The sequence below is a fragment of the Undibacterium sp. Ji22W genome (assembly GCF_049340305.1).
In the GTDB taxonomy this organism is placed as follows: Bacteria; Pseudomonadota; Gammaproteobacteria; order Burkholderiales; family Burkholderiaceae_D; genus Undibacterium.
The window spans coordinates 208334-234480 of record NZ_JBMPOU010000004.1 but is presented as its reverse complement, the minus strand read 5'-3'; the positions used below and the strand labels follow the sequence as shown (position 1 = coordinate 234480).

25 protein-coding genes are annotated in these 26147 nt (G+C 46.5%); 15 read left to right on the top strand and 10 right to left on the bottom strand.

The window, feature by feature from the left end:
* The first annotated feature begins 161 nt into the window (after window positions 1–161).
* The 10 genes from ACO0KW_RS18605 (at window position 162) to ACO0KW_RS18560 (ending at window position 8604) form a co-directional block, all read left to right on the top strand.
* On the top strand, window positions 162–1394 hold the full coding sequence (locus tag ACO0KW_RS18605) for an MFS transporter (RefSeq protein WP_423054859.1): 1233 nt from the start codon (window positions 162–164) through the stop codon (window positions 1392–1394).
* 31 nt (window positions 1395–1425) lie between these two features.
* Window positions 1426–1557 carry a hypothetical protein gene (locus tag ACO0KW_RS18600; protein WP_423054858.1) on the top strand — a complete coding sequence of 44 codons (132 nt, stop codon included), beginning with the start codon at window positions 1426–1428 and terminating at the stop codon, window positions 1555–1557.
* A 256-nt stretch (window positions 1558–1813) separates the two neighbouring features.
* A complete protein-coding gene (locus ACO0KW_RS18595; protein ID WP_423054857.1) occupies window positions 1814–2197 on the top strand; it encodes a hypothetical protein in 384 nt (127 codons plus the stop codon).
* 83 nt (window positions 2198–2280) lie between these two features.
* Window positions 2281–2691 carry a hypothetical protein gene (locus ACO0KW_RS18590; protein WP_423054856.1) on the top strand — a complete coding sequence of 137 codons (411 nt, stop codon included), beginning with the start codon at window positions 2281–2283 and terminating at the stop codon, window positions 2689–2691.
* A 112-nt stretch (window positions 2692–2803) separates the two neighbouring features.
* Window positions 2804–3385 (top strand): dihydrofolate reductase family protein, encoded by a 582-nt coding sequence (locus ACO0KW_RS18585; RefSeq protein WP_423054855.1) that lies wholly within the window; start codon window positions 2804–2806, stop codon window positions 3383–3385.
* Window positions 3386–3488: 103 nt separating this feature from the next.
* The gene (locus ACO0KW_RS18580; protein ID WP_423054854.1) at window positions 3489–4145 is read left to right on the top strand and encodes a hypothetical protein; all 657 of its coding nucleotides are present in this window, start codon (window positions 3489–3491) and stop codon (window positions 4143–4145) included.
* 439 nt (window positions 4146–4584) lie between these two features.
* A complete protein-coding gene (locus ACO0KW_RS18575) occupies window positions 4585–4803 on the top strand; it encodes a DUF6500 family protein (RefSeq protein WP_423054853.1) in 219 nt (72 codons plus the stop codon).
* A 233-nt stretch (window positions 4804–5036) separates the two neighbouring features.
* Entirely contained in the window at window positions 5037–6755 is a 1719-nt protein-coding gene (locus ACO0KW_RS18570; protein WP_423054852.1) for a molecular chaperone HscC, read from the top strand.
* 14 nt (window positions 6756–6769) lie between these two features.
* A complete protein-coding gene (locus tag ACO0KW_RS18565) occupies window positions 6770–8101 on the top strand; it encodes a hypothetical protein (protein WP_423054851.1) in 1332 nt (443 codons plus the stop codon).
* A 44-nt stretch (window positions 8102–8145) separates the two neighbouring features.
* Window positions 8146–8604 (top strand): EVE domain-containing protein, encoded by a 459-nt coding sequence (locus ACO0KW_RS18560; RefSeq protein ID WP_423054850.1) that lies wholly within the window; start codon window positions 8146–8148, stop codon window positions 8602–8604.
* A gap of 3 nt (window positions 8605–8607) precedes the next feature.
* On the opposite strand, the gene ACO0KW_RS18555 is transcribed toward ACO0KW_RS18560, so the two are convergent.
* The 5 genes from ACO0KW_RS18555 to ACO0KW_RS18535 form a co-directional block, all read right to left on the bottom strand.
* Window positions 8608–10125, bottom strand: coding sequence for a malonate--CoA ligase (locus ACO0KW_RS18555; RefSeq protein WP_423054849.1), 1518 nt, complete (start codon window positions 10123–10125; stop codon window positions 8608–8610).
* Between the two features lie 54 nt (window positions 10126–10179).
* Window positions 10180–10953 carry an enoyl-CoA hydratase/isomerase family protein gene (locus tag ACO0KW_RS18550; protein WP_423054848.1) on the bottom strand — a complete coding sequence of 258 codons (774 nt, stop codon included), beginning with the start codon at window positions 10951–10953 and terminating at the stop codon, window positions 10180–10182.
* A 188-nt stretch (window positions 10954–11141) separates the two neighbouring features.
* Window positions 11142–11996, bottom strand: a complete 855-nt coding sequence (lgt, locus tag ACO0KW_RS18545) for a prolipoprotein diacylglyceryl transferase (protein ID WP_423054847.1) — start codon at window positions 11994–11996, stop codon at window positions 11142–11144.
* A 4-nt stretch (window positions 11997–12000) separates the two neighbouring features.
* Complete coding sequence (locus ACO0KW_RS18540) at window positions 12001–12894, bottom strand: LysR family transcriptional regulator (RefSeq protein WP_423054846.1); 894 nt, start codon at window positions 12892–12894, stop codon at window positions 12001–12003.
* A 73-nt stretch (window positions 12895–12967) separates the two neighbouring features.
* Entirely contained in the window at window positions 12968–13195 is a 228-nt protein-coding gene (locus tag ACO0KW_RS18535; RefSeq protein WP_423054845.1) for a hypothetical protein, read from the bottom strand.
* 223 nt (window positions 13196–13418) lie between these two features.
* Here ACO0KW_RS18535 and ACO0KW_RS18530 point away from each other — a divergent pair, with 223 nt between their 5' ends.
* Window positions 13419–13724 (top strand): c-type cytochrome, encoded by a 306-nt coding sequence (locus ACO0KW_RS18530; protein ID WP_423054844.1) that lies wholly within the window; start codon window positions 13419–13421, stop codon window positions 13722–13724.
* 118 nt (window positions 13725–13842) lie between these two features.
* Window positions 13843–14352, top strand: coding sequence for an Lrp/AsnC family transcriptional regulator (locus tag ACO0KW_RS18525; RefSeq protein ID WP_423054843.1), 510 nt, complete (start codon window positions 13843–13845; stop codon window positions 14350–14352).
* A gap of 2 nt (window positions 14353–14354) precedes the next feature.
* On the opposite strand, the gene ACO0KW_RS18520 is transcribed toward ACO0KW_RS18525, so the two are convergent.
* The 5 genes from ACO0KW_RS18520 to folD are packed head-to-tail and all read right to left on the bottom strand — an operon-like array spanning window position 14355 to window position 18897.
* Window positions 14355–14852 (bottom strand): hypothetical protein, encoded by a 498-nt coding sequence (locus ACO0KW_RS18520; RefSeq protein WP_423054842.1) that lies wholly within the window; start codon window positions 14850–14852, stop codon window positions 14355–14357.
* Window positions 14849–15274 carry a DNA polymerase III subunit chi gene (locus ACO0KW_RS18515; RefSeq protein ID WP_423054841.1) on the bottom strand — a complete coding sequence of 142 codons (426 nt, stop codon included), beginning with the start codon at window positions 15272–15274 and terminating at the stop codon, window positions 14849–14851. The genes ACO0KW_RS18520 and ACO0KW_RS18515 overlap by 4 nt, the downstream gene beginning before the upstream one ends.
* Window positions 15275–15297: 23 nt before the next feature.
* Entirely contained in the window at window positions 15298–15933 is a 636-nt protein-coding gene (locus ACO0KW_RS18510; protein ID WP_423054840.1) for a DUF4124 domain-containing protein, read from the bottom strand.
* 26 nt (window positions 15934–15959) lie between these two features.
* Entirely contained in the window at window positions 15960–18047 is a 2088-nt protein-coding gene (locus tag ACO0KW_RS18505; protein ID WP_423054839.1) for a M3 family metallopeptidase, read from the bottom strand.
* Window positions 18048–18051: 4 nt separating this feature from the next.
* Window positions 18052–18897, bottom strand: a complete 846-nt coding sequence (folD, locus tag ACO0KW_RS18500) for a bifunctional methylenetetrahydrofolate dehydrogenase/methenyltetrahydrofolate cyclohydrolase FolD (protein ID WP_423054838.1) — start codon at window positions 18895–18897, stop codon at window positions 18052–18054.
* A 699-nt stretch (window positions 18898–19596) separates the two neighbouring features.
* On the opposite strand from folD, the gene aceE reads away from it, so the two are divergent.
* The 3 genes from aceE (at window position 19597) to lpdA (ending at window position 25986) form a co-directional block, all read left to right on the top strand.
* Window positions 19597–22290 (top strand): pyruvate dehydrogenase (acetyl-transferring), homodimeric type, encoded by a 2694-nt coding sequence (gene aceE, locus ACO0KW_RS18495; RefSeq protein ID WP_423054837.1) that lies wholly within the window; start codon window positions 19597–19599, stop codon window positions 22288–22290.
* A 175-nt stretch (window positions 22291–22465) separates the two neighbouring features.
* Window positions 22466–23782, top strand: coding sequence for a dihydrolipoyllysine-residue acetyltransferase (aceF, locus tag ACO0KW_RS18490; RefSeq protein ID WP_423054993.1), 1317 nt, complete (start codon window positions 22466–22468; stop codon window positions 23780–23782).
* A gap of 104 nt (window positions 23783–23886) precedes the next feature.
* A complete protein-coding gene (lpdA, locus tag ACO0KW_RS18485; RefSeq protein WP_423054836.1) occupies window positions 23887–25986 on the top strand; it encodes a dihydrolipoyl dehydrogenase in 2100 nt (699 codons plus the stop codon).
* Window positions 25987–26147: the final 161 nt, after the last annotated feature.

Sequence of the window (26147 nt, the reverse complement as noted above, 5' to 3'; positions counted from 1 at the left end):
CTGATGAGTGTAATTAGTGCATGCCTATTTTTATTAAATGATATTGCTTTGTTAAGCTTTTGATTGCCCACCAAAAACAATCGATTTGAAATTCGGCTACACTGGCCACTTAGTTCATTTTTCCCATGTGCAGACATCGGGAGTTCAGCCTGAAAGTTTTCATGACGACGATTTCAATTCCCCGCAGTCAACCTAGTTTGACCACCGTTTTGCTCGCAAGCGGATTTGTGTTGACCTTATCTATGGGGGTGCGGCATGGTTTTGGTTTTTGGTTGCAGCCGATCTCTCAAGAATATCACTGGACGCGCGAAACCTTCTCGATGGCGATTGCGATTCAAAACTTGATGTGGGGTGTGTTCGGGCCTTTCGCCGGGATGGCAGCCGATAAATTAGGCACTGCCAAAGTCATCGTCCTAGGTGCGGTCTTATTTGCGTTGGGTTTGTTGTGGATGGCATTGGTGAATCAACCCTTTGCATTTATCGCGGGCTCGGGTGTCTTGATTGGTGCTGCACTTGCTTGTACTACTTTCGGTGCGGTGAGTGGCATCATAGGGCGTACTGCACCCGAGGCAAAACGCTCGTGGGCGTTTGGTATGTCATCGGCTGCCAGCTCTTTCGGTCAATTTTTTATGATGCCAGTTGATCAGCAATTGATACAACATGCAGGCTGGCAAAACGCCTTGTACGTATTGGCGGCATTGATGTTGATTGTGATGTTACCGATGGCTTGGAAGTTACGTGAGCCCACTCGCGCTGTCGATACCGGGCCACAACAAAGTACCATGGAAGCCGTACGTGAAGCGTTCTCCCACAAACCATTCTTGCTTTTATTGGCTGGCTATTTCGTGTGCGGATTTCAATTGGTTTTTATCGGTATGAACATGCCTGCATATTTAAAAGATAAAGGCATCATCGATCCAAGTGTTGCGGTGATTGCCTTATCGTTGATTGGTTTATTTAATATTTTCGGATCGTATGGTGCCGGTAAACTCGGTGGGTTATTTCCTAAGCGTTACCTCTTATCCAGCATTTATCTTAGTCGCAGTATCGTGATTGCCTTGTTTGTACTTGCGCCAATTAGTACTTACAGCGTCTATGTTTTTGCCGCAGCAATCGGCTTGCTGTGGTTGTCGACCGTGCCGCTCACCAACGGCGTAATCGCAGGTATTTTTGGTTTGAAATATCTTTCCATGTTATCTGGCTTTGTGTTCTTCTCCCACCAGTTAGGCAGTTTCATCGGTGCCTGGTTGGGCGGCTATATGTACACCAAGAATGGAAACTACGATGCGGTTTGGGTGGTCGTTGTTGGACTTGGTATTTTTGCGACTTTGATTAATTTGCCGATCAACGAAAGTGCGATTGCACGTGAACAAAAGTTACCGCTCGCTGCATAAATTCTGAGGATTTGTCGATAGAATTGAGTATATGAAATCATTCTTGACCATGCGCCAACTACTAATATCGCTGTTGATTGCGGCGATATTGGCTTTGGTGTTTTTGGCGTATTTGCAGCCCGCGTTTATAGTCGATCTGGCGAACCGTTACGTATTTTGTTAGACGTCCAAGTGGGCGCTATTTTCGGTCAACAATCGGTATCGTATTTAAAAAATAAGTTAAATTGAATTTTTTGAACTAATCCGCTATCTTGCTCTTCTTGTAGGGATTAACGCCACATCGAACGTCCAGGGAAGATATGCAATCGCACGCTGCTATCATGGTACATACCTCAAAAATTCTTGCAGTTCTCGCGATATTTTCTTGCGTAGCTTGTAATCGAAATCAATCTGAATCTTCCACTACATCGAAACTAGCTGTGAATACGCAAAACGATATGCGGGCCTATCTTGCTAGCCCCGAATATAAGAAGAGCGTGCGGGAAAAGCTGGCGCTGATGGAAAAGGAAGAGCAAGTGCTTGAAGACGCTGACTGGTTCGGTAAAACAGGCTTATCTGATTCCATTGAGCGAGAATTGCCACGTTACCTCAGGCGCGAGTATGGAATGTCTATCTTTGATAAAGATGCATTGAAAGCCGACCATTTGACATATTTGGGCGTGTTTCCAGAAGGTTCAAATTCGCATCATTTTTGGCGTATTCATGATGGTGCAAAAGAGGCGCACTACGCCTACGTGACAATCTCTGCAAACGGCGATGAATCACTTGGCTGGGGAAGCAGATTGCCACCAGCACTGAAGTGATATGACATTCGATTCTTGTCCACAATTTCCTCTTCGATGCTTGCGCAGCAAGCCTTATTTCGACTAACCCCAAGTCAAGCGCCATGACAAAATATTTGATCCCTTGGAAATCCCTATTAATAGCGCCGCTGGCTAGCATGCCTATGATTGTCATTGGAGGGCTGGGCAGTTCAGACGCTGGCATTGCTTCAGATTTTACTTGGGGAATTGTTTTCGCTATTTCTGTGGGACTTCCATTCACTTATTTCGGTATAGCGGTCGTCGGTGTCCCGGTCTATTTGATACTGTGCAAATTCGGGCTACTGCGAAGTTGGATTTTTGGCGCCATTGGTGCACTGATTCCGCTGGTGATATTCGCTACTGCCGCGCCATTTCGCACCAGTTTGATGGCGCTGGTTGCCGGAGCGGGCGTTGGTGTTACTGCCTATTTTCTACTTCCTGTGCAGGTCAAATCGGTGAATAGCAATGAAATGAAGGCGATGGCTAAAACCTGAGTTGAAGTATTCTGTGATTTTCTTCGCTACTTAGCTGCTTACATGTCATTCCTCATTTATTGAGAAACGTCGTTGTATAGTGGAGTCTATTATTCTGATTAAGGAGAGTCGTATGAGAAAACTGAAAATCATCGAACATATCTCGCTGGATGGTGTCATTCAACATTCTGCCGATGGCGACAATTTTGCCTATAGTGATTGGACTGCGCCGTACCGTAGTCCAGCAGGGAGAGAGGCCATGCTTGCGGCTTATGGCAGCGGGCTTGATCTGCTGCTCGGTCGTCACACCTACGATATATGGTCAGGTTTTTGGCCTAAAGCGCCGAGTAATCCTATGGGTGATCTCTTAAATGCAGCAACAAAATATGTCGTTACCCATCATCCGGATACTCTTGAGTGGGGGCCAGTCGAAGGAATTGGGCCAGATATTGTTGCAGATGTTCAAGGTATCAAAGCGCAAGACGGTCCAGATCTGGTTCTGTCCGGAAGTTCCACGTTGACCTCGACTCTGCTTGAACATGGTCTGGTGGATGAGCTTCTGTTGGCGGTTTATCCGGTGTTGCTGGGCACAGGGAAGCGCATCTTTGCGGAGGGCACTCCCCCTTGCTCATTTGAACTCGTCAGCACTCAGGCATTCCCGTCCGGCATCATCTTCACCACCTACAAGTTATCAGGCACTTTAAAGACAGCTTAATTTTCCTGTATGAGCTGTTTATCGTCAGCATCAAAAGAGGTGAAGTGACTTACAGCAAGTTCGACACCTATTATCCGAACGGGGGTCGCGATGTGGTAGGCGCGTGCAATTACAGCGCTTCTTCAATAAACTAATTCATGCATTTAATTATGTCGATGGCATCAAACAAACGCAAAGCTTTCCCGCCAGTGTGACCACTGCAGTGTTATTAAAAGAAGTGTTAACCATGTTTGTCTGGCAGTTCTCAGTACAACACACGGTCATCAACGGCGGTGCTTATAATCAGGCTGCTTTCGTCCCGAATGCATCCACGCTGATGTATGCACCACCAATAAATAAAGCATCCAGTCAGTGGACACCAGCCGACATTCTCGCCTGTATGCCCTCTCAAACTGACACCTATCCGGCAGTAGGCGGAATGAACTTCTTAGACATCCAACTCAACGCCTCAGCCACAGGCCAAGGCCAAGGCCAAGGCCCTTACCCACAATCCGTATTTGGCCGCGGCGTATTAGAACCGTCCAGTGATTTCTTACAGGACACCTACGGCTTTACCGATAATGCTTTACGCAATGTCGTCGATCAGTATTACCAAGACGTACGCAAGATCGCACAAGCAATACAACTGCGTCAGGCAAAAGACATCTCCAAATACTTTGCTTTGCATCCGAATAGCGAAGCAGTGCCGAATACGGTTTTGTTTGATTTGATTACGCCGGTGAATGTGATGAATACAATTCAGACTTCGGTGGTGGCTTGATGTAGGAATTTGTTTTTGATGAAGGTCTTCACTAGTCGTTAGGTGAGGGCATTTTTTTATGCTTTCTTATTTTTCGAATGCTCCTGAGATTGAAAGTTCTTCATATTTTTAAGGCTGATTTGATAAAGTCAAACGGCTGATAAATTAACTTGAAGGTGTAGTTTTGGAACAAGAAAATATTTCATTTTCGTAAGTGGAAGATGGGTAACTATATATGATTTCGAGATGGATAATGGGATAAAGAAGAATCACACGTTGTTCAGTTGACGTAAATATTTTTTCCAAAGGTCCGCCGTCGTTGTACTAAATCATTTCGTAATGCTAGTATCCGCAACAATTGATTTAGTGTGACGACGTTGATTATTCAGATTTGGCGCACAGCAGTTGTCTTGATCAATTTAAGATTAATCATCACAAAAATTACGACCCAAAAATCCCAATGAGAAAACAATTACGCGCCAAAATAATCGACGTTTTCAATCAGAAAATTGATGCAAAAGGAGAGGGTGTGGGCTTATCTTTTTACGCATTCTTTGCCAATAAAAACGATGACCCTGAGCTTCTGATGGAGGCTGCAGTCTGGTGGATAAAGCTTCATCAATTGAATCACTTTGAGAAGGCAGTAAAAATTCGGGAAATGGTGGGCTCAGGGCAATAGATGCATGAATTCCATTTTTGATGAAATCTACGTGCGGATGCTCTTGTGATTGTTGTTGAAAATATTGTGCAGTGTTAAATATCTCCGGTCGGACTTCAGCTTGCAAAAATTGTCAATCCATCTGATTCCTTTTACAATGACTCAAGTTCGTCAACACGAAAATAGGAAGTGCACTATGTCTGCTGCGAAAGATATCGTGCACTTATTTTTTGCTCGGAAAAAAGGTATGCAGCATGATAATCGGCATTGATTTGGGTACGACCAATAGCTTAGTGGCGATCTGGCGTGATGGAAAGTCGCACTTGATACCCAATAGTCTCGGCGACACTTTAACGCCATCTTGTGTCAGCGTCGATAATGATGGCAGTATTTTGGTCGGACGCGCAGCCAAAGAGCGTTTGCAAACACATCCTGAAGTGACCGCCGCAGTTTTCAAGCGCTACATGGGCAGCGACAAAAAAATCAAATTGGGCAAGCGTGAATTTCGCGCTGAAGAATTGTCTTCATTTGTCCTGAAGAGTTTGAAAGCGGATGCCGAGGCATTTTTAGGTGAAGCTGTGACCGAAGCAGTGATCACAGTTCCAGCGTATTTTTCGGACGCGCAGCGCAAAGCGACGCGCACAGCGGGGCAACTCGCTGGCCTGAAGGTTGAGCGACTGGTCAACGAACCGACCGCAGCGGCTTTGGCTTATGGCATGCATGAGTTTAAAGACGAATGCCGCTTCCTAGTTTTTGATCTGGGCGGTGGCACTTTTGATGTCTCTATTTTGGAGATGTTCGATGGCGTGATGGAAGTACGGGCTTCTGCCGGTGACAATTATTTAGGTGGTGAAGATATCACCAAGATCATGGTCGATGCGTTTATCGAAAAGCACGCATTTCCGCCCAAGGTGCGCAATGATCCGCGTTTTATGCAGCAGCTTTTCGCTGCAGCAGAAAAAGCCAAACGCGATCTATCCTCTGAAGAAAAATCTAAGATGGAAGTGCAGACCAATGATCAAACTTTGGAGCTTGAATTCGACGAAGAGAGTTTGTCGAAATTAGCTGCACCACTCATTAAGCGACTACGTGAACCTGTCGAGCGCGCCTTACGTGATACGAATTTACGTAGCAATCAGCTTGACAGTATCGTATTAGCGGGCGGTGCAACCCGTATGCCGATTGTTAAGCGTCTGGTGACTTTGATGTTTGGACGTTTTCCTGCTAGCGAAATCAATCCGGATGAAGTGGTGGCGATGGGCGCTGCGGTTCAGGCTGGTTTAAAAATGAAAGATGCTGCACTTGATGAAGTGGTGATGACGGATGTTGCACCGTATTCTTTGGGTGTGGAAGTGGCGATGCGCTTGGCGAATAACAAAAATGTCAGTGGACATTTTTCACCGATTATTGAAAGAAATAGTACGGTTCCTATCAGCCGTGTTGCGCAATATTATCCGATTGAAGACAATCAAAAATTATTGCAACTCGATATCTATCAAGGCGAATCACGCTTGGTCAAAGATAATATTTTATTAGGTTCATTGGAATTGAATCTGGAGCCTTTACCGCGTGATCAGAACGGTGTAGATGTTCGTTTTACCTACGATGTGAATGGTTTGTTGGAAGTGCAGGCGACGGTGATACGCACGCAGAAAGTGCAAAAAATGCTCATTCAAGGTAATCCCGGTCTACTTACCGAGGATGAAATCGCCAAGCGCCTAGTGGAGTTGGAAAAATTGAAAATGCATCCGCGTGATGCACTGGAAGTTCGGACCTTGTTGGCACGCGCTGATCGCGTGTATCAACAATTGAAAGGCGAGGCGCGTGATTGGCTGAGTCATCAGATTGCTGAATTTGAACGTGTGATCGAAACGCAAAATCCTAAACTGATTACGCCAGCACAAAAGCAATTTTCCGAAGCGCTTGATCAAATTGAGCAAGACGTCGTATTGCATCCCGATTTCACTGAATAAGCAAAGAGCGAATTATGTTTGATATACCCGCTTTTTTTATTGATCATCGTATCGAGCAAGATGTCGATGAACGCATGATTAAACGCGCCTATGCTAAAGCGCTCAAGCAGATCGATCAGGATAATGATCTCGAAGGTTTTCAAAATCTGCGTGAGGAATATGTGCGTGCTTTAGCTTGGGCTCGGAGTAAAGAATGGCGCGAGCAGTATATTGCTGAGCAAAATGCTGAGTCTGAGCAGTCGACGGAATTGGGCTCTACTCAGGAACATATGAACAGCGAGCCAAATGCGGCAACTTTTGCGATGGGGGATGCAGTTGCCGATGCTAGAGGATACACGGAGAACACCGCATCGCCCGAACTTGTTCCGCAACAGCCAACTTCCAATGCCGTAGAAAATGCAGAAGAGCAGGTCGTTTATGCAATCGATATTGCCCGTCATATTTTTATGGAATTTTTGCAGCATCTAGGTGAAAAAGCAGAAGAAGTGGGGCAGACGGAGTTTCTGTTGCGTATGTATTTGGATGACGAGCGTTTAATTAATGTGGAAATCCGCGACTTGTTTGAGTGGCTAATAGCCGAACGATTAGCGCAAGGCTGGCAGACAGGTAATGGTGATTTGTTTGGCGCTGCGGTGAAGTGTTTTGGCTGGCATCAAGACAAACACAGACTATTAAGATTTCATGACTTTGGGTATTACCTTGATCGTGCAGTCGATGAAATGAGTGCATTCAATTTGCAAGATGAGGCGCGCACTAATCGGCAAGTCGGTTTGATACGCCTCGCCAGAAATGACGCGCCACCGACCAAGCAATTTTTGCGTGAGAACATTTATTTTATCGATGAGATGTTGAGCAGTTATCCGACATGGTTGGCTATGGTGACGAAGTATGAGAATTTGCAGACATGGCATAAACGGGCTGTGGAGTATAAGTTTTTTCAGCCGCCGAAGTTGAATTTCGTCACAATCAGAGAATTTTTCAAAAATAGTGAGTGGTCAGCGCCACTCGTGGTGTTAATAGTTGTTGTGCTAATGGTGCTATCTGTCGTTTCGAATCTTGGTAGCGCTGGAAAAACGATAGAAGTAAAGTTGGATAAGGCAGAATTCCGATCAAATACCGAGATTGCACTGGACTTGTATTTGAAGGGTGAACGGTATCTAAATTCGGTAGATTCTGCGCCAGCAGATATTGCGCTCGCCGAAATTAATTGGAAGCGTGCAGCCGCATTGGGATCACACGCTGCACAATTGGGATTGGTTAAGTTATATGAAGATGACCGATATGGACGTAAGAATATTGAGGAATCTAAGCGTTATGCGAAAATGGCTGCTTCTAGAAATGAATGAACGAAACCTTGTATTGATGAATTGAGATTAAGGAAGCTACAGGAATGAAATACTGGCTAATGAAATCCGAACCCAGTGAAGTCAGCATAGACGACGCCTTGCGTATTGGTGCTGCACCTTGGTTTGGCGTGCGTAACTATCAAGCGCGGAATTTTATGCGGGACCAAATGCAGCTTGGTGATGGGGTTTTGTTTTATCACTCTAGCTGCGATGAACCGGGAGTGGTTGGCATTGCGGAAGTTGCCAGTATGCCTTATCCCGATGCGACGCAGTTTGACATGAAGAGTCACTATTACGATCCGAAAGCCACACCAGAAAATCCGCGTTGGATTTTGGTGGATGTGAAAGCAATTCGTAAAACACGCATATTGAGTCTGGCAGAGATGCGGGCCAATGAAGCGCTGGAAAGTATGGTGGTGTTGCAAAAAGGGAGTCGTCTGTCCATTACTCCTGTGACCGCTGCGGAATGGAAAGCCGTATTGAAACTGTTGGACAAAAAGTAAAACTTAAAGTTGAAACTGCTGCCTGAGCAAATTTTTCTGTACTTTTCCCATCGCATTTCTCGGTAACTCGCTCACGAAGAAAACTTGCTTAGGCACTTTGAAGTTAGCGATTTGCGATTTCAAACGTGTGACGACTGTTGCTGAGTCCAGCGTCTCCGCTTTTTTTAATACAATCACCGCACATACCGCTTCACCAAAATCTGCATGTGCTAAGCCGATGACCGCGGACTCGACTACTTCAGGCATGTCATCAATCATGCTTTCGATTTCTTTCGGGTAGACATTGTAGCCACCTGAAATAATCAAATCTTTGCTACGCCCGACGATACTCAAATAACCATCACGATCGAATGTGCCGACATCGCCAGTGCGAAAGTAGCCATCGGAAGTAAATTCTTCTGCGGTCTTATCCGGCATGCGCCAATAGCCTTGAAAGACGTTAGCGCCTTTGACCTGGATATCGCCAATTTCTCCCGCATGACCAATTGTGCCGTCAGAACTTACAACGCGCACATCGACGCCCGGCAAGGGCATCCCAACGGTGCCCGCTTTTCGCTCACCATGGTAGGGATTGGACACCAGCATCGTCGTTTCGCTCATGCCATAGCGTTCTAAGATGGTGTGCCCAGTACGTAGTTTGAAGTCACGGAAGGTTTCCATTAGTAATGGCGCCGAACCAGATATAAACAAGCGAATCTTGGAACAAAGTGAATGATTTAAGCGGCTATCTTGTAGCAGTCGTACATAGTACGTTGGCACACCCATCATTACAGTTGATTGCGGCAGATAATGTAGCACCTGATCTGCATCGAACTTCGGCAGAAAGATCATCTTGCTACCGTTGAGAAGCGTTCCATGGGAAGCAACAAACAATCCGTGGACATGAAATAAGGGCAGTGCATGCAATAGCACATCGTCTTTCTGCCAGCCCCAGGCGTCTTTCAAGACCTTTGCATTCGAGGCGAGATTGTCATGACTCAGCATCGCGCCTTTGCTGCGACCTGTGGTGCCTGATGTGTAAAGGATTGCTGCCAGATCGTTTGCTTGACTATGAACGGTAGTGAATTGATCGGACATAGTTGAGGCACGATCTAGCAGACTACCGCGATTATTTCCTTGTGTCGGCGCGTCTAAAGTGAACACATGTTGGCTGCCAGCCTGAAACGCGATTTGTGAAACCCAGCCAAAATTTTGTGGAGAACATACGACTACTTCTGGTGCCGCATCTTTGATGAAATAGGAAATTTCTGCATGCTGATAGGCGGTGTTCAATGGCAAGAAAACATAGCCAGCGCGCAAAGTCGCCAGATACAAGATCAGTGCTTCGGGCGATTTTTCTACTTGTACCGCAATTCTCGCCCCTGGCTCTAAATCTAAGCTAGCCAATAGATTGGCGAGTTTGGCGCTGGCGTGTTCGATATCTAACCAACTGAAATAGCGCGTATCGTGTGTTTCTATACAGCAGCGAGACAAATCGCTAGGAAAGTTTGCAGCGAAAAGTGCGTAGAGGTTGGCATTCATAAAGCAGCGATTGAAATTTATTTTAGTGTGATGTTCCGGTCTTAAGTTCTAGCCTTAAGTTCCTGTGAATACGGGAACTTGTTTGGCCAAGAAGCCTAGCACACCTTCCTGATAGTCATTCGTTTCTAAAAATGAGAAGGCTTCTAATTGTTCATTGTCATCTAAAGGTTGTGGGGCAAAGCTTAAACGACGAATAAATTTTTTATTCAAGCGAGCGGCAAGTGGTGCGCCGAGCGCGATTCTTTGTGCAGTCTCGAGCGCTTCACCCGGTACGTCATCGGAAAGTCGTTGTACTAAACCTTTTTGCTTTGCCTCGATGGCATTCAAAATTCTGCCCTCGAGTAAAATTTCTGAAGCAACTGCTTTGCCAACTAAGCCTAACAAACTCTTGAGTTCTTTCGGAGCTAAAGGAAACCCTAACTTGTTAATGGGAATGCCGAATCTTGCATTCGGCGAAGCAATCCGAATATCGCAAGAAATCGCGATTTCTAATCCACCCCCGACACACACGCCTTCAATTGCAGCCACGACTGGATGTTGGCATTCGCTGATGGCTTTTAATGAAGCGGCAATGACTTGATTGTGATAACGCATGCCATCGGCCAGCGTATTGCGCACCGTAGCAAATTCTTGTACGTCGGCACCAGCCGCAAAATTGCCGCCCGCACCGCGGATGATGATGCAGCGCAAGTCGGGGTTTTGGTGCAAATCCGTAAAATGCGTGGTGAGCGCATTCCACATTCCCATATTCAAGGCATTGAGCCGGTCGGGATTGGAGATGGTGATATAGGCGAGGTTGCCTTGAAGTTCGCAGCTAATGCTTTCCATGATGTTGTCTCCTGGTGGGGAATTTTATTTTGAGACCTTTATGCGAGCTGAGCGTGCACAAATTTTGATTCTGCGATGCTCACTGTATTCAATCAAAAGTGTGCTGTGCTCACTAAAATTTAGGCGTTCGCGAAACTTGTGCCAAGGTCTTATTTTGTTTTATTGTGTTTTGTCGTGAAGTGTTGCTTTTATTTCTTGTGCTTATTCGGTTTGTTGTTTGATTTGACTGGTGCTGGGCTTGATTTTGCTGGCGTAAACTTTCCGGCATACGCCATCACCAGCAATACAGCACCCACCACGATCATCGGTAGCGATAGCATTTGTCCTGCAGATATGGTCATGCCAATAAAACTGACTTCGTAATCGGGGGTGCGGAAATATTCAGTGAAGAAACGGGCGCAGCCATAGAGCATCACAAATAAGGCACCGACTGCCAATGCTGGGCGTGATTTGCGTGCAAATATCCAGACGATCACAAATAACAAAATACCGTCGACTAAGGCTTGATAAATTGGAGAAGGATGAACTGGATAGGGTACGTCTGGCCATTGCATCGCCCACGGGAAATCGGCAGCAGCAGCGCGACCGGGTAATTCATGATTGATGAAATTACCGAAGCGTCCAGCCGCATAGCCGAGCGGCACCAACGGAGCGATAAAGTCATACACGTGAACTAGAGGCATTTTAGCTTGCCGTGCCCATAACGACATCGCAATCAAGACACCCAGAAAGCCACCATGAAACGACATACCACCTTTCCACACCATAAATATTTCGAGCGGATGATGGAAAAAGTAGTTAGGCTGATAAAAAATCACTTCACCTAGGCGACCACCAAGTACTACACCAAGTACGCCATAGAACAGCATGTCGTCGATATGTTCCTTGGTCCAACCTAAAGCCGCAATATGTGGCAGCCGCAAACGCAAACGGCCTAAGATGACGAATTGAGCGAATGCGACCAGGTACATGATGCCGTACCAGTGGATTTTCATAAAACCCAGATCGAGTGCAACAGGGTCAAAATTAGGATGTACCAACATGAGTTTATTCTTCTAAAAGGTCTAAAAAAGCTTGCACAACTGGCGAGGTGGAATCGCGCCGCCAGGCGATTCCTAGCTCTACACAATTTTGCATCGCTGGATGTAAATCTAAAGTCTGATAATGCACACCTGTACGCTGTAAGTTGGCGACGGATTCAGGCACGAGTGCCATTCCCATATTTGCTGACACCAGCGCAATAATGGTTTGCATTTGTATGGCTTCTTGCGCAATGACTGGTGTTAAGCCAGCTTCGCGGAAACAACCCAAAATCGTGTCGTGCAGGGCAGGCGCAATTTTGCGCGGAAAAAGTATTAATGGCAAATCTTTATAACTACTTATTTTTTCTGGATGACGGCGTTTCTCTGTGCCTTCAGGTAAGGCTAGGATTAAGTTTTCGTTAGCCAATTTACGGTAGTGAAGCAAATGCTGGAGGCGATCTGGAATGGGAGGAATCAATAAGCCTGCATCGATCTCATCATTTTCGAGCAAGTCGAATTGTTTATCGCTAGTCGCTTCGTGTAAGGCAATTTTTACCTTGTCAAAATCCCGGCGAAAACTTCGCAAGGCGGGCGGCAAGATACTGTAATCAGCGATAGAAACAAATGCTAGGCGTAGTTCACCGATTGCACCCGCTGCAGCACGTTGAGCGATTTCTGGCAGCAATTCTGCTTGTGCTAACAAGCGCTTCGCTTCAGGTAATAGCACCAAGCCTGCAGCACTTAGTTGTATGTGCCTGGTTGTGCGATGAAAAAGGGCAGCGCCTAGTTCCGCTTCGAGGCTTTGAATTGCCTGCGATAAAGGTGGCTGTGTCATGTGTAGGCGACTTGCGGCACGCCCAAAGTGTAGTTCTTCTGCAACCGCGACAAAATATCGGAGCTGACGCAGTTCGATTTGCATAAGTCTGTTAAGTGGTGAGACGCGTGGCACATGTTTGTTTCGCTACAAATGTATGTGCACTAGGCTGAAAGGATTATTTCTTTCTGATATTGAATTGACGTTTTTGACGTTCTTTTAGCATTTTTTCATGCAGCATGTCGTCTTTTCGTTTATCTAAGCCTAGCATGCGTTCAAAATATTCAAACCATAAAAATGCAAAAAAACCGATGGCGTTGATCCACCACCACGAGACATTTTCCATGAAGCTCAGGTCAAGCAGCTTTAAAATGTATAAGGCGACAACAACGATCAAGAGTTTCATAAATGGGGCGGGGTAAAAAGTGTTTGCAGTTAATCAGGGGTTTATCGTCTTTGAGTTCGAAGCTTGCTATGCGGTTCTGGCTTTATCATAGGCACTATTCTGTTTCCGGTCAACCAAAGCAAATTGCTTGGCGTTGCATTTCTCAGTATGAGGGAAAAAGCGGTAGAATAGGGAAAGACTATTTTTGAAATTGTTGCACTTTTTATTGATCAGGAGATTTTGAATGAAAACGACTTTATTGTTTGCTGCAGTCACTTTGTTAGCGTCCGGTTCTGCGATGGCAAATGCGGATTTGGCAAAATCCAAAAATTGCATGAGCTGCCATAGTGTAGATAACAAAATTTTGGGCCCAGCATTCAAAGATGTAGCAAAAAAATACGCGGCAGATAAAACTGCGGAAGCGAAATTAGTCACCAAAGTGTTGAAGGGCGGCAGTGGCGCGTGGGGTGCTATTCCAATGCCAGCGAATGCGCAGGTATCCGAAGCAGAAGCAAAAACTTTGGTGAAGTGGGTTTTAAGTTTAAAGTAATCAATGATTTTTTGCGAAGAGGGCTCGGTCTTGACCGGGCCTTTTTCTTATTTCTGCGCGCAATAATTTTTGTATAGTCCACCCGACTTAGTTTTATTTCGCACTTCTTAGTACTCCTATGGCTAAATTTCACACTCTCGACAAAGTTGATCGCAAATTGCTCAATTTGTTGCAAAAAGATAATCAAACGCCGACACGGGTGTTGGCGGAAAAATTGCATATTTCACAGCCAACTTGCTTGCGTAGAATTAAAACTTTACGTGATTCTGGCGTGATTAGTGCGGATGTGGCAATGGTCGATCCATTTTCCATTGGGTATGGAATGCTCGCATTTTTGGAAATATCACTGCAAAATCAGTCTGATGAGCGCATGCATGATTTCGAGGCTTGTATGAATCATGAGCCAGAAGTGATGCAGTGCTATTTCGTCTCAGGTGAGATTGATTATTTTCTGGTCATCCATGTCGTTGATATGGAAGCCTATTATCAATTTGTACGTCGTGCGATTTCAGGGTCTGGCAATGTGCGGCACTTTCACTCACGTTTCCCGATGAAGCGTGCGAAGTTCTCTACAAGAATCTCTTTCGATGAAAAGGGACCTGAATTAAACGTCAGAGTTGCTAAGTAGATTCAGCGACTGCTACCCTTAAGCTTAGTAATTTCTTGATTTAGAGCTCGCGTTACGACCTCTTCGATGCTCTGACGTAAGCCTGCGCGTATCTCATCAGCAAGCCTATCGACTGCAGTTTGTAGAACATCCGCTAGGCTATCACTAACGCGGTGTTCTAGAACGAAATCAACCCTAGATAAGACTTGCCGCAAGACATTTTCACGTATGGTTTGTTCTAACTGAACCCATTCCTCAGCGCTAATTGATTGTGCCTTATCTGTTAGCGCAGCGGTCTTTTCCAATAACAGAGCTTGCGAATCGGGGTGTGTCAACACCTCTTTTGCGGATGCAAGTGCTGTTGCGAGTGGCTTACTGCTTGATGGCTTGTTGAGATGACTGTTGTCCGCGACAAATGGGAAATGCGATTCTGTTTTGCTTTTACTTAACGGTGGAGCGTCATTTGGTGCCGAAATGATTTCGGTCAAGACGGGAATACTTTCATCGATTTGATCATTCATGATGTACTTGCCACAAGATGAGAAGGTTTTATACCTTGTTGTTGATATAGGCGAAATCGTTGACGACCGCTGGCGGCGTCTTGTTCTTGCTGCGAGATCACTTCGATCACGCGGCTAAATTGTTGAAAGTTATCGGGTAATTGCTGACTCAGATTGATCAGCACATCATAATGTGGCAGTGACGCTCGCAACAACGTGGTGATAACGATGGGCGTTTTCGGCGCAAGCGGACTCTCCAGCATGACATGTGGCAGAAAATCACTCGCTGAAAAATTCCACAATGCCTGATCTAAGGCTTGTGCTTGCTGTACATCTTCGCTAAGTACCAGTATCTGACAATTCGCTGCACGTGCTTTGCGTATCAGGCGGCAGCTGTAGTGAATTTTGTCTTGTACCTGACTGTGAAAATCGACTCTGGTCATAAATTAAAATTGGCAAAAATAAGTCAGAAACGGATGCCAGAAGCTGAAGTCGATTTTGGTCGTGGTATTTCTTTCGGTGTATTGTCCGTAGGCTTGGCTGCACTGGCAACTGCTGGCGCGGCAGATTCTGGTTCTGGATAACGGTAGTCTTTTGGTAGCATACTTGTTTCAGGATAACCTGCAGAACTTAATGCAGTACGCCATTCGGCGGCTTCAAAGCCAGAGAACTTACTCTTGTTGATCAACATGAAAGGAATCTGTGTATCGCCACTGACTTGTTTGAGTTTTTCTACATCTTCTGGCGACTTGATGGCTTTTTCTAGGAACGGTATTCCATTTTGTTTTAGCATATTGCGTGCTTCGTTACAGACGCCACAATTAGCTGCAGAATAAAATGTCACAGGATTTTTTGCCACAGCTGCCGCTAGTTCCACCGGCAAACGAACGTTAGAAATAGTGGCTGTGTTATCCAACGCTTTGGTACTCAGTTTTTTAGCATTCGCGGGTGGTGGCGTATCGCTGTAGACAATTTTGCCGTTGGCACCTATCCATTTGTACATTTGTGCTGAAGCTAAAGGACTTAGCAACACGCCCGTACCGCTAACGATTAGTGCACAAGCGAAGCCAAGTTGACGAATGTGAGTCGGTGCTACAAACATGATCAAAATCTCCGTAACAATTATTTTTATTGAATCATGCCATTATGGCGTAATAAGGCATCTATTGATGGTTTTCTCCCACGAAATGCAACAAAGGATTCAAGTGCAGGACGTGATCCACCCATTTCCAGAATCTCGGTTTGGAAAGCTTGACCAACGGTGCGAGACAGGCTACTACCTTCGATTTTAGCGACTTCTTCAAATGCTGCATAAGCATCTGCCGACAAAACTTCAGCCCACTTATAACTAAAGTAACCAGCCGAATAGCCCCCTGAAAAAATATGCCCGAACGAGTGCTGAAAGCGATTGAAGGCCGGTGGTTGTAATACTGCAACTTGGTCTCTTACCTGTTGCAGCACTTGTGCCACGCTAAGATTGGCAGCACGGGCGCTGCCGTCATGTAGACGCATATCGAACAAGGCAAACTCAACTTGACGTAATGTTTGTAAGCCAGATTGGAAATTTTTGGCAGCGATCATTTTGTCGTACAGGCTGCGTGGCAAATGCTCAGCTGTATCGACATGCGCTGTCATTTGCTGCAAAACATCCCATTCCCAGCAGAAATTTTCCATGAATTGCGATGGTAATTCAACGGCATCCCATTCCACACCAGAAATGCCCGACACAGAAATGTCATCGACTTTGGTCAACAACTGATGCAGGCCATGGCCAAATTCGTGGAACAGCGTAATGACTTCGTCATGCGTAAAGGTGGCGGGCTTGGTTACGCCGTCCACCACCACGGGTGCGTTGAAATTACAAGTTAAGTAGACTACCGGTGTCTGCACACTACCGGCTTTCAAACAACGAGCACGTGCATCGTCCATCCACGCGCCGCCTTGTTTTCCTGCACGGGCATACAGATCGACATAGAACTGACCAATCAGTTCACCGTCGCGTTCTACGCGGTAAAACTTGACATCAGGATGCCAAGTCGTTGCGCTATCGGTTTTGATATTCACCGCGAACAAGGTTTGGATGACATTGAATAATCCTGTGACCACTTTGTGTTCTGGAAAATATTGTTTCACTTCTTGCTCAGAAAATGCATAGCGTTGCTCACGCAATTTCTCAGAGGCGAAGGTGGTGTCCCAAGCTTGCAAGTCTGCAATACCATACTGGTCTTTGGCGAATTGACGTAGTTCGATTAAGTCCTTTTCGGCGTAAGGCTTGGCCTTATTCGCCAGATCCAATAAAAAGCTTTCGACTTGCGTTGCGCTTTCCGCCATCTTCGGTAGCAAGGAAACTTCCGCGAAATTCTCGTATCCGAGTAATTCAGCTTCTTCTTGGCGTAGGCTTAACAATTGGTCGATGATGCTTGTGTTATCCCATTCAGGGTGACCGCCTAATTCGGAGGCTTTGGTTGCGTTCGCACGATAAATGGTTTCGCGTACACTGCGATTTTCAGCATATTGCAGTAGTGGGAAATACGAGGGGAAATGCAGGCTGAACTGATAACCAGCTTTTCCATCTTGTTCTGCGGCGTGCTGAGCTGCTTGTAAAACTTCTTCTGGCAATCCTTTGAGTTCGGCGATATCCGTGATCAAAAGCTTGTAATCATTGGTCGCGTCTAAAACATTTTCAGAAAATTTGGTCGATAAGGATGCGAGTTTTTCTTGCACTTCTGCGTAACGTTTCTTTTTATCGTCCGCGAGTTCTGCGCCGCCGAGCTTGAAATCACGCAAAGCATTACCGATGATTTTTTTGCGAGCTGGGCTTAATTTCGTGTAGTCTGCGCTCGCATTTAAGGCTTTGTAGTGCTGAAATAAATGTAAGTTTTGACCAAGTTCAGTCCAGAATTCGGTGACTTTAGGTTGGTTTTCATTATAGACCGCACGCAGTTCTGGTGTATCGCGAACTGAATTGAGATGACTCACGATGCCCCAAGCGCGCCCCAGTTTTTCCGTTACCGTTTCTAGTGGTGTGACGAAGTTATCCCATTGGATGTTCGCTATCGGACCTTCTAATTGAGTCACGACTTGACGACATTCAGTCAATAAAGCATCAATTGCAGAGCTGACATGCTCCGGCGTGATATCGTCAAAACGGGGCAGGTCGCTAAAGTCGAGCAGGGGGTTCGCTTGTTCCATCAATGGAGTCATCATTTCGGTCATTTTATTAAGTTCTTTCTGCAGCTTCTATCGTATTGACTAATAACATCGTGATCGTCATTGGGCCGACACCGCCTGGTACTGGCGTAATGTATCCTGCCACTTCTTTCACATTCGTAAAATCAACGTCACCGCATAATTTGCCTTCATCGTCGCGGTTCATGCCGACGTCGAGTACCACAGCGCCGGGTTTGACCATATCGGCAGTCACGATGTTGCGTTTGCCAGTAGCTACGACAAGGATGTCAGCGTTGCGTGTATGTGAACCCAAATCACGGGTCTTAGAATTGCATATGGTGACGGTAGCACCTGCTTGCAAGAGCAACATGGCTTGCGGTTTGCCGACAATATTTGAAGCACCGACCACGACAGCATTCGCGCCACGTACCGGATAGTCGATGGACTCCAGCATCTTCATTACGCCGTAGGGCGTGCAAGGACGGAATAAAGGCTGACCTGTCATCAGCAAACCAGCGTTGCTGATATGAAAACCATCTACGTCTTTTTCAGCCGCAATCGCTTCGATTACTTTATTCGCATCGATATGCGCAGGCAAAGGCAATTGCACCAAGATACCATTGATTTTCGGATCATCATTTAGGCGTGTTATGTGTGCCAGTAAAGTTACTTCACTCAGATCGGCGTCATACTTTTCCAGTACAGAATAAAAACCGCAATCTTCGCAAGCTTTAACTTTATTACGAACATAGACTTGTGATGCTGGATTCTCACCGACCAAAATCACTGCAAGGCCAGGTTGTTTACCTTGCGCGGTCAACGCTGCAGCGCGATTGGTGACATCTTCACGAATTTGTTGAGAAAGCTGGGTGCCGCTAATGATTTGTGCCGTCATGATGGTGTACTCGGAAAGGTGGCAGATGTGGAAGTGAATTAAATTCTCAACTTCTGTTTAGCCAGGTTTGCAAAGAAAGGATAAGCCGTGATTATAAAGGATGACGGGCTTTTTCATTTGAAATGGCATTCAAAAAGCCTAACTGTAGTAGAGAAAATCGGTACAAATCTTGTCAAATCAGATTTAGTGCAGCTTTAACTTATCTGTTCTTAACTTGTAATGATTGTTTGATGAATCAGTGTTGGTCGTTTTTGAAAAAAATGCTGAAAAAAACGACAAACAAGATTGTTTGATAAATGCCACTATTTTGTACCTGAGCGATCTTGCTGTATTGAATGATGTCGAATAATTTTGGCTGACTAAGCAGGGCTAATTTTTTTTCCGGTGCTTATCAAGCCGCAAGGCAATACTCACAAAAAGTATCAAAAAATCAGCAATTGCGTATGTTGCGCTGCGACACGAATATCACATTATGAAATTACATATCGCAATTTGAAATTTGCGAAAACTGCTGTTAGAATGCTTCAGTTTTAAAATTCAGATCCAAAATTCATTGAGCTTTTGGCGTATTTCAGACAAGCTAGAAAACCGACTCAAAAAATAGAGGCAGGTGTAGCGCGCCGTAGTCTGAAACAATAAAAGAGTTGTAATGAAAACAGGTGAATTCAGCTAATTAAGAATGATCAACGAGGAGACCGTATGTCACAAATAGACCAAATTTTGGCGCAAGCCGTGAATGACCCTGATGTGATCGAGACCAATGAGTGGCTCGATGCTTTAGAGTCGGTGATCGATACGGAAGGTCCGGATCGCGCGCATTATCTGATGGAACGCATGATGGATCTGGCGCGCCGTCGCGGTGCGAATATCCCGTTTTCTAGTAACACAGCCTATGTAAATACCATTCCAGCTGACAAAGGTGCACATTGCCCTGGTAATCTGGAAATTGAAGAGCGTCTGCGCTCTTATATGCGCTGGAATGCGATGGCAATGGTGGTTAAGGCTAATCGTGTTGATGGTGACTTGGGTGGTCACTTATCCAGTTTTGCGTCTTTGGCGAATATGTTGGGCATAGGTTTTAATCACTTCTGGCATGCACCGACAGCGGATCACGGTGGCGATCTTTTGTACATTCAAGGTCACTCATCTCCAGGTATTTATGCTCGCGCTTTCCTCGAAGGCCGCTTGAGCGAAGATCAATTGATTCACTTCCGCCGCGAAGTCGATGGTAAAGGTTTGTCTTCTTACCCACATCCAAAACTGATGCCAAGTTTTTGGCAGTTCCCGACGGTGTCTATGGGCCTCGGTCCGTTGATGGCGATTTATCAAGCGCGTTTCCTCAAGTATTTGCATGCACGTGGCATTGCCGACACTGAAAAACGCAAAGTCTGGGCTTTCTGCGGTGACGGCGAGATGGATGAACCAGAATCCATGGGCGCGATTGGTATGGCGGGTCGTGAGAAGTTGAATAATTTGGTGATGGTGGTTAACTGTAATTTGCAACGCCTTGACGGTCCAGTGCGTGGCAATGGCAAAATCATTCAAGAACTCGAATCTGATTTCCGTGGTGCAGGTTGGAACGTCGTTAAAGTGATCTGGGGCTCTGGCTGGGATGACTTACTGGCGAAAGACAAAGACGGCGCGTTGCGTAAGATCATGATGGACACCGTTGATGGTGAATATCAGAATTACAAAGCCAAAGATGGCGCTTATGTACGAGCTAATTTTTTTGGTAAAGATCCACGCACTTTAGCGATGGTCGCGCACATGTCGGATGACGATATCTGGCGCCTAACCCGCGGTGGTCATGATCCACATAAGATTTATGCAGCATTTAAAGTCGCGCAAGACAGCGTTGATCAACCGACGGTCATTTTGGCGAAAAGTATTAAAGGCTTTGGTTTCGGAAAATCCGGCGAAGCGCGTAACACAGCACACAATACCAAAAAGCTTGACGACGAAGCCATTAAGGCTTTGCGTGATCGCTTCCAATTGCCGATTGCGGACGAACATTTACCAGCGATTCCATTTTTCAAACCTGCAGATGACACGCCGGAAATGAAGTACCTGCAAGAGCGCCGTGCGGCACTTGGTGGTTACTTGCCGCAACGTCGTCAACAAGCGGATGAAATGTTGACCGTGCCGCCATTGTCAGCGTTCCAAGCGATGCTAGAACCGACTGCTGAAGGCCGTGAAATTTCAACAACGGCTTCTTACGTTCGTGTTTTGACTTCTTTGTTGCGTGACAGCAGCCTCGGTCAGCGTGTCGTGCCTATCATGGTTGATGAATCCCGTACTTTCGGTATGGAAGGCTTGTTCCGTCAAATCGGTATTTTCAGCCAAGTCGGTCAGTTGTACGAGCCAGTCGATAAAGATCAGGTTATGTACTATCGCGAAGACAAGGCTGGCCAGATTTTGCAAGAGGGCATCAACGAAGCTGGTGGTATGAGCTCATGGATCGCTGCGGCGACTTCCTACTCGACCAATAACCGTGTGATGGTCCCGTTCTACACTTACTACTCCATGTTCGGTCTGCAACGTATCGGTGACTTGGCGTGGGCAGCTGCGGATATGCGCGCACGTGGTTTCTTGATCGGTGGTACTGCTGGTCGTACGACTTTGAACGGCGAAGGTTTGCAACATGAAGACGGTCATAGCCATGTGATGGCATCGACGATTCCTAACTGCGTGCCTTACGATCCTACATTTGCACATGAAGTTGCGGTCATCATTCATGACGGTTTGCGTCGTATGGTCACCAATCAAGAAGACGTGTTCTACTACATCACCGTGATGAATGAGAACTACGCGCATCCGGGTCTGGTTGCAGGTCAAGAAGAGGGCATCATCAAAGGTCTGTACTCCTTCAAAAAATCGGAAGCACAGACTAAGCACCGTGTACAGTTGTTAGGCTCAGGTACGATCCTGCGTGAAGTGATCGCAGCGTCTGATTTGTTGATGAATGATTGGGGTATTGCTTCCGATATTTGGTCTGCACCATCCTTCACATTGTTGGCGCGTGATGGCCAAGATGCCGAGCGTTGGAATATGTTGCATCCGACTGACACACCACGTGTACCTTACATTGCTGAATGTTTGAAAGACACGGCTGGCCCTATCGTGGTTGCCACCGATTACATGCGTACTTACGCAGAACAAGTCCGTGCATTTATTCCTAAAGATCGTAGCTATAAAGTTTTGGGAACTGATGGTTTTGGTCGTTCTGATAGCCGTGCTAAATTGCGTGAGTTCTTTGAAGTGAATCGCTATTTTGTGGCGATCGCTGCATTGAAAACTTTGGCGGACGAAGGTGCAATTTCTGCTTCTGTGGTTGCGCAAGCGATTGAAAAATATGGCATCAATCCGAATAAGCCAAATCCGGTGACTGTTTAATTGAAAATTGCGTTTAATGCGAATTTGTAGGGCGGTTGCAACCCGCTCCGCCGGCCCATCGTGCACCTGAGCAGCGCGGATTCCGCCCGCCTTACAAGAGCTACAAGAGCGCTTAATTTATTAGCCCTGACCCCAGCCTTCCCCTATGAAGGGGAGGGAGTAAATGGAGAAAATGATGAGTACAGTAGAAGTCAAAGTCCCGGATATCGGCGATTTCAAAGAAGTGGAAGTCATCGAGTTGATGGTAAAAGTCGGCGATACGATCAAAGTTGATCAATCTTTGATCACCGTAGAATCCGATAAAGCAAGTATGGAAATTCCATCCAGCCACGCGGGTGTCGTGAAAGAAATCAAAGTAAAAGTTGGCGATAAAGTCGCGCTCGGATCTTTGGTTGTGATCGTTGAAGCCGATGGCGCTGCCGCAGCGTCTGCTCCAGTTGCATCCGCACCAGCACCGGCAGCAGCTCCGGCTCAAGTGGCTGCTGTAGCCCCAGCTCTTGTTGCTGCTCCAGTTCCAGTAGCAGCGGCGCCAGCGATTGCAGGCGTTGCCACTGCGGCAGCAGGCAAATCACACGCCTCACCGTCAATCCGCAAATTCGCCCGTGAACTCGGCGTTGATTTAAGCAAAGTCCCAGGCACTGCACCTAAAGGTCGCATTACCCAACAAGATGTACAGAATTACGTTAAAGGTGTGGTGGCAGGCGCTGCCAATCCACCAGTTGCAGCTGCGAGCAGTAACGGTAGTGGCTCAAGCATGAATCTCTTGCCGTGGCCTTCATTAGACTTTAGCAAGTTTGGCACAACTGAATTATTGCCACTGTCGCGCATCAAAAAACTCAGCGGCCCGAATTTACATCGTAACTGGGTCATGATTCCACATGTCACCCAATTTGACGAAGCCGATATCACAGGCTTGGAAGACTTCCGTAAATCATCGAACGATGCCTTGGCAAAATCCGGTGTGAAATTGACGATGTTGGCATTCGTGATTAAAGCTAGCGTGGCAGCACTGAAGAAGTTCAAAGCCTTCAACGCCTCTTTGGATGCGACGGGTGAAAACCTGATTTTGAAGCAGTATTACAACATCGGTTTTGCAGCGGATACACCGAATGGTTTGGTGGTGCCTGTGATCAAAAACGCGGATCAAAAAACGCTGTCACAAATCGCTACAGAAATGGGTGAGTTGTCTGCACAGGCGCGTGATGGCAAGTTAAAGCCAGCCGACATGCAGGGTGCAACCTTCACGATTTCTTCTTTGGGCGGCATCGGCGGTACAGCATTCACACCGATTATCAATGCACCAGAAGTCGCCATTCTCGGCTTGTCTAAGTCATCGATGAAACCAGTGTGGGACGGCAAACAATTCGTACCGCGTTTGATGTTGCCTTTGTCTTTGTCCTACGATCACCGCGTGATCGATGGCGCGATGGCGGCGAAATTCACTGCATATCTGGCGGACGTTCTCGCGGATTTGCGTAAGACGATGCTTTAAAAAACGTAGGGTGGGCACGCTGTTGTGCCCACGCGTAAGGTAAATATTGGCTGATAACGGTGGGCACATGCCCACCCTACGAAGAATAAAATTGGAGCTAAAATATGAGCATAATTGAAGTTAAAGTCCCGGATATCGGCGATTTTAAAGAAGTTGAAATTATTGAAGTCATGGTCAAAGTCGGCGACACGATTAAGGTCGATCAATCGTTGATCACGGTTGAATCTGATAAAGCCAGTATGGAAATTCCATCGAGTCACGCTGGCGTAGTCAAAGAGATTAAAGTTAAAGTCGGCGATAAAGTCGCTGAAGGTAGCCTGATGATTTTCGTGGAGGCAGCAGGTGTCGCGGCATCCGTGGTGGCACCAGCAGTCGTTGCCCCCGCTGCTCCAGCGCCAACTTCAGCTGCGGCCGCGCCAGCACAAATTGCTGTTGCACCTGTCTCGGTCGGTATCATCGAAGTTAAAGTTCCCGACATCGGTGACTTTAAAGAAGTTGAAGTCATCGAATTAATGGTGAAAGTCGGCGACACGGTCAAAGTTGACCAATCGTTGATCACGGTCGAATCCGATAAAGCCAGCATGGAAATCCCATCCAGCCACGCTGGCGTGGTGAAAGAAATTAAAGTTAAAGTCGGCGATAAAGTCGCCGAAGGTAGTTTGTTAGTCTTGGTCGAAGGTGTTGGCGCAACAGCGAGTGTTGTAGCGGCAACTGCGGCCCCAGCAACACCGACGACAGCAGCGATTGCAGCACCAGCTGCATCCGGATACAGCGGTGCGGTCGATGTGGAATGCAACATGATGGTTTTGGGTGCGGGACCTGGCGGTTACTCCGCGGCTTTCCGTGCTGCCGATCTTGGCATGAACGTGGTCTTGGTTGAACGTTATGCTACCTTGGGCGGTGTGTGCCTGAATGTTGGCTGTATTCCTTCAAAAGCCTTGTTGCATGTTGCGGCAGTGATTGATGAAACCGCGAATATGTCTGGTCATGGCGTCACTTTTGCAAAACCGCAAATCGATCTTGATGCATTGCGTGCACACAAAGATGGCGTTGTGAAAAAAATGACGACTGGTTTAACTGGCATGGCGAAGATGCGCAAAGTCAATGTCATTCAGGGTGTCGGTCAATTCCTCAGTCCCTATCATGTAGAAGTGACAGCAAACGACGGCAGCAAGAAAGTTGTGCAATTTAAGCAGGCTGTTATTGCAGCCGGTTCTGCCGTTGTGAAATTGCCGTTTGTACCGGAAGACCCACGTATCGTTGATAGCACAGGCGCCTTGGAATTGCGTCAAATTCCAAAGCGTATGTTGGTCATCGGCGGAGGCATCATTGGTTTAGAAATGGCAACTGTGTATTCAACCCTCGGTGCGCGCATTGACGTGGTTGAAATGATGGATGGCCTGATGCAAGGCGCTGATCGCGATATGGTCAAGGTTTGGCAAAAACATAATCAACATCGTTTCGATAATGTGATGACGAAAACCAAAACAGTTGGCGTGGAAGCACTTCCAGAGGGAATTAAAGTCACATTTGAAGCCGCAGAGGCAGGCGCAACTGCACCAGCTCCACAGCTTTATGATTTGGTTTTGGTGGCAGTTGGGCGTAGTCCAAATGGTAAAAAGATCGCGGCAGATAAAGCTGGTGTAATTGTGACCGACCGTGGTTTCATCAATGTCGACAGTCAAATGCGCACAAACGTGCCGCATATTTTTGCGATCGGCGACTTGGTGGGACAACCAATGCTGGCTCATAAAGCTGTGCATGAAGCGCATGTGGCTGCTGAAGCTGCAGCAGGACACAAAGCTTATTTTGATGCTAGCGTGATTCCATCCGTCGCTTACACCGATCCAGAAGTGGCTTGGGTTGGTGTAACGGAAGATGAAGCTAAGGCGAAAGGTTTAGCAGTAGAGAAGGGTGTATTCCCATGGTCTGCTTCTGGTCGTGCAGTGGCTAACGGTCGTCCTGAAGGCTTTACGAAGCTGATTTTTGACGCCGAAAGCAAGCGCATCATCGGCGGCGCCATTGTTGGGACGCATGCTGGTGACATGATCGGCGAGCTGGCAGTGGCAATTGAAATGGGTGCTGATGCAGTGGATATTGGTAAGACGATTCATCCGCATCCGACTTTAGGTGAAACGATGGGGATGGCCGCTGAAGTCTACAAAGGCGTTTGCACAGATTTGCCTCCGCAGCGTAAGAAGTAAAATAAGTTTTCGAATAGAAGAAATCCTTGGTGTGTTAGCACCAGGGATTTTTTTTTGCAAATTTGATTGTGCTTGCATTTCTCAAACATGCCGCGGATTTGAAATGTCGCTTGCCTAATGAACGTGAATGTCTTACTGACTAGGGCTAATTTGAGGTCTTA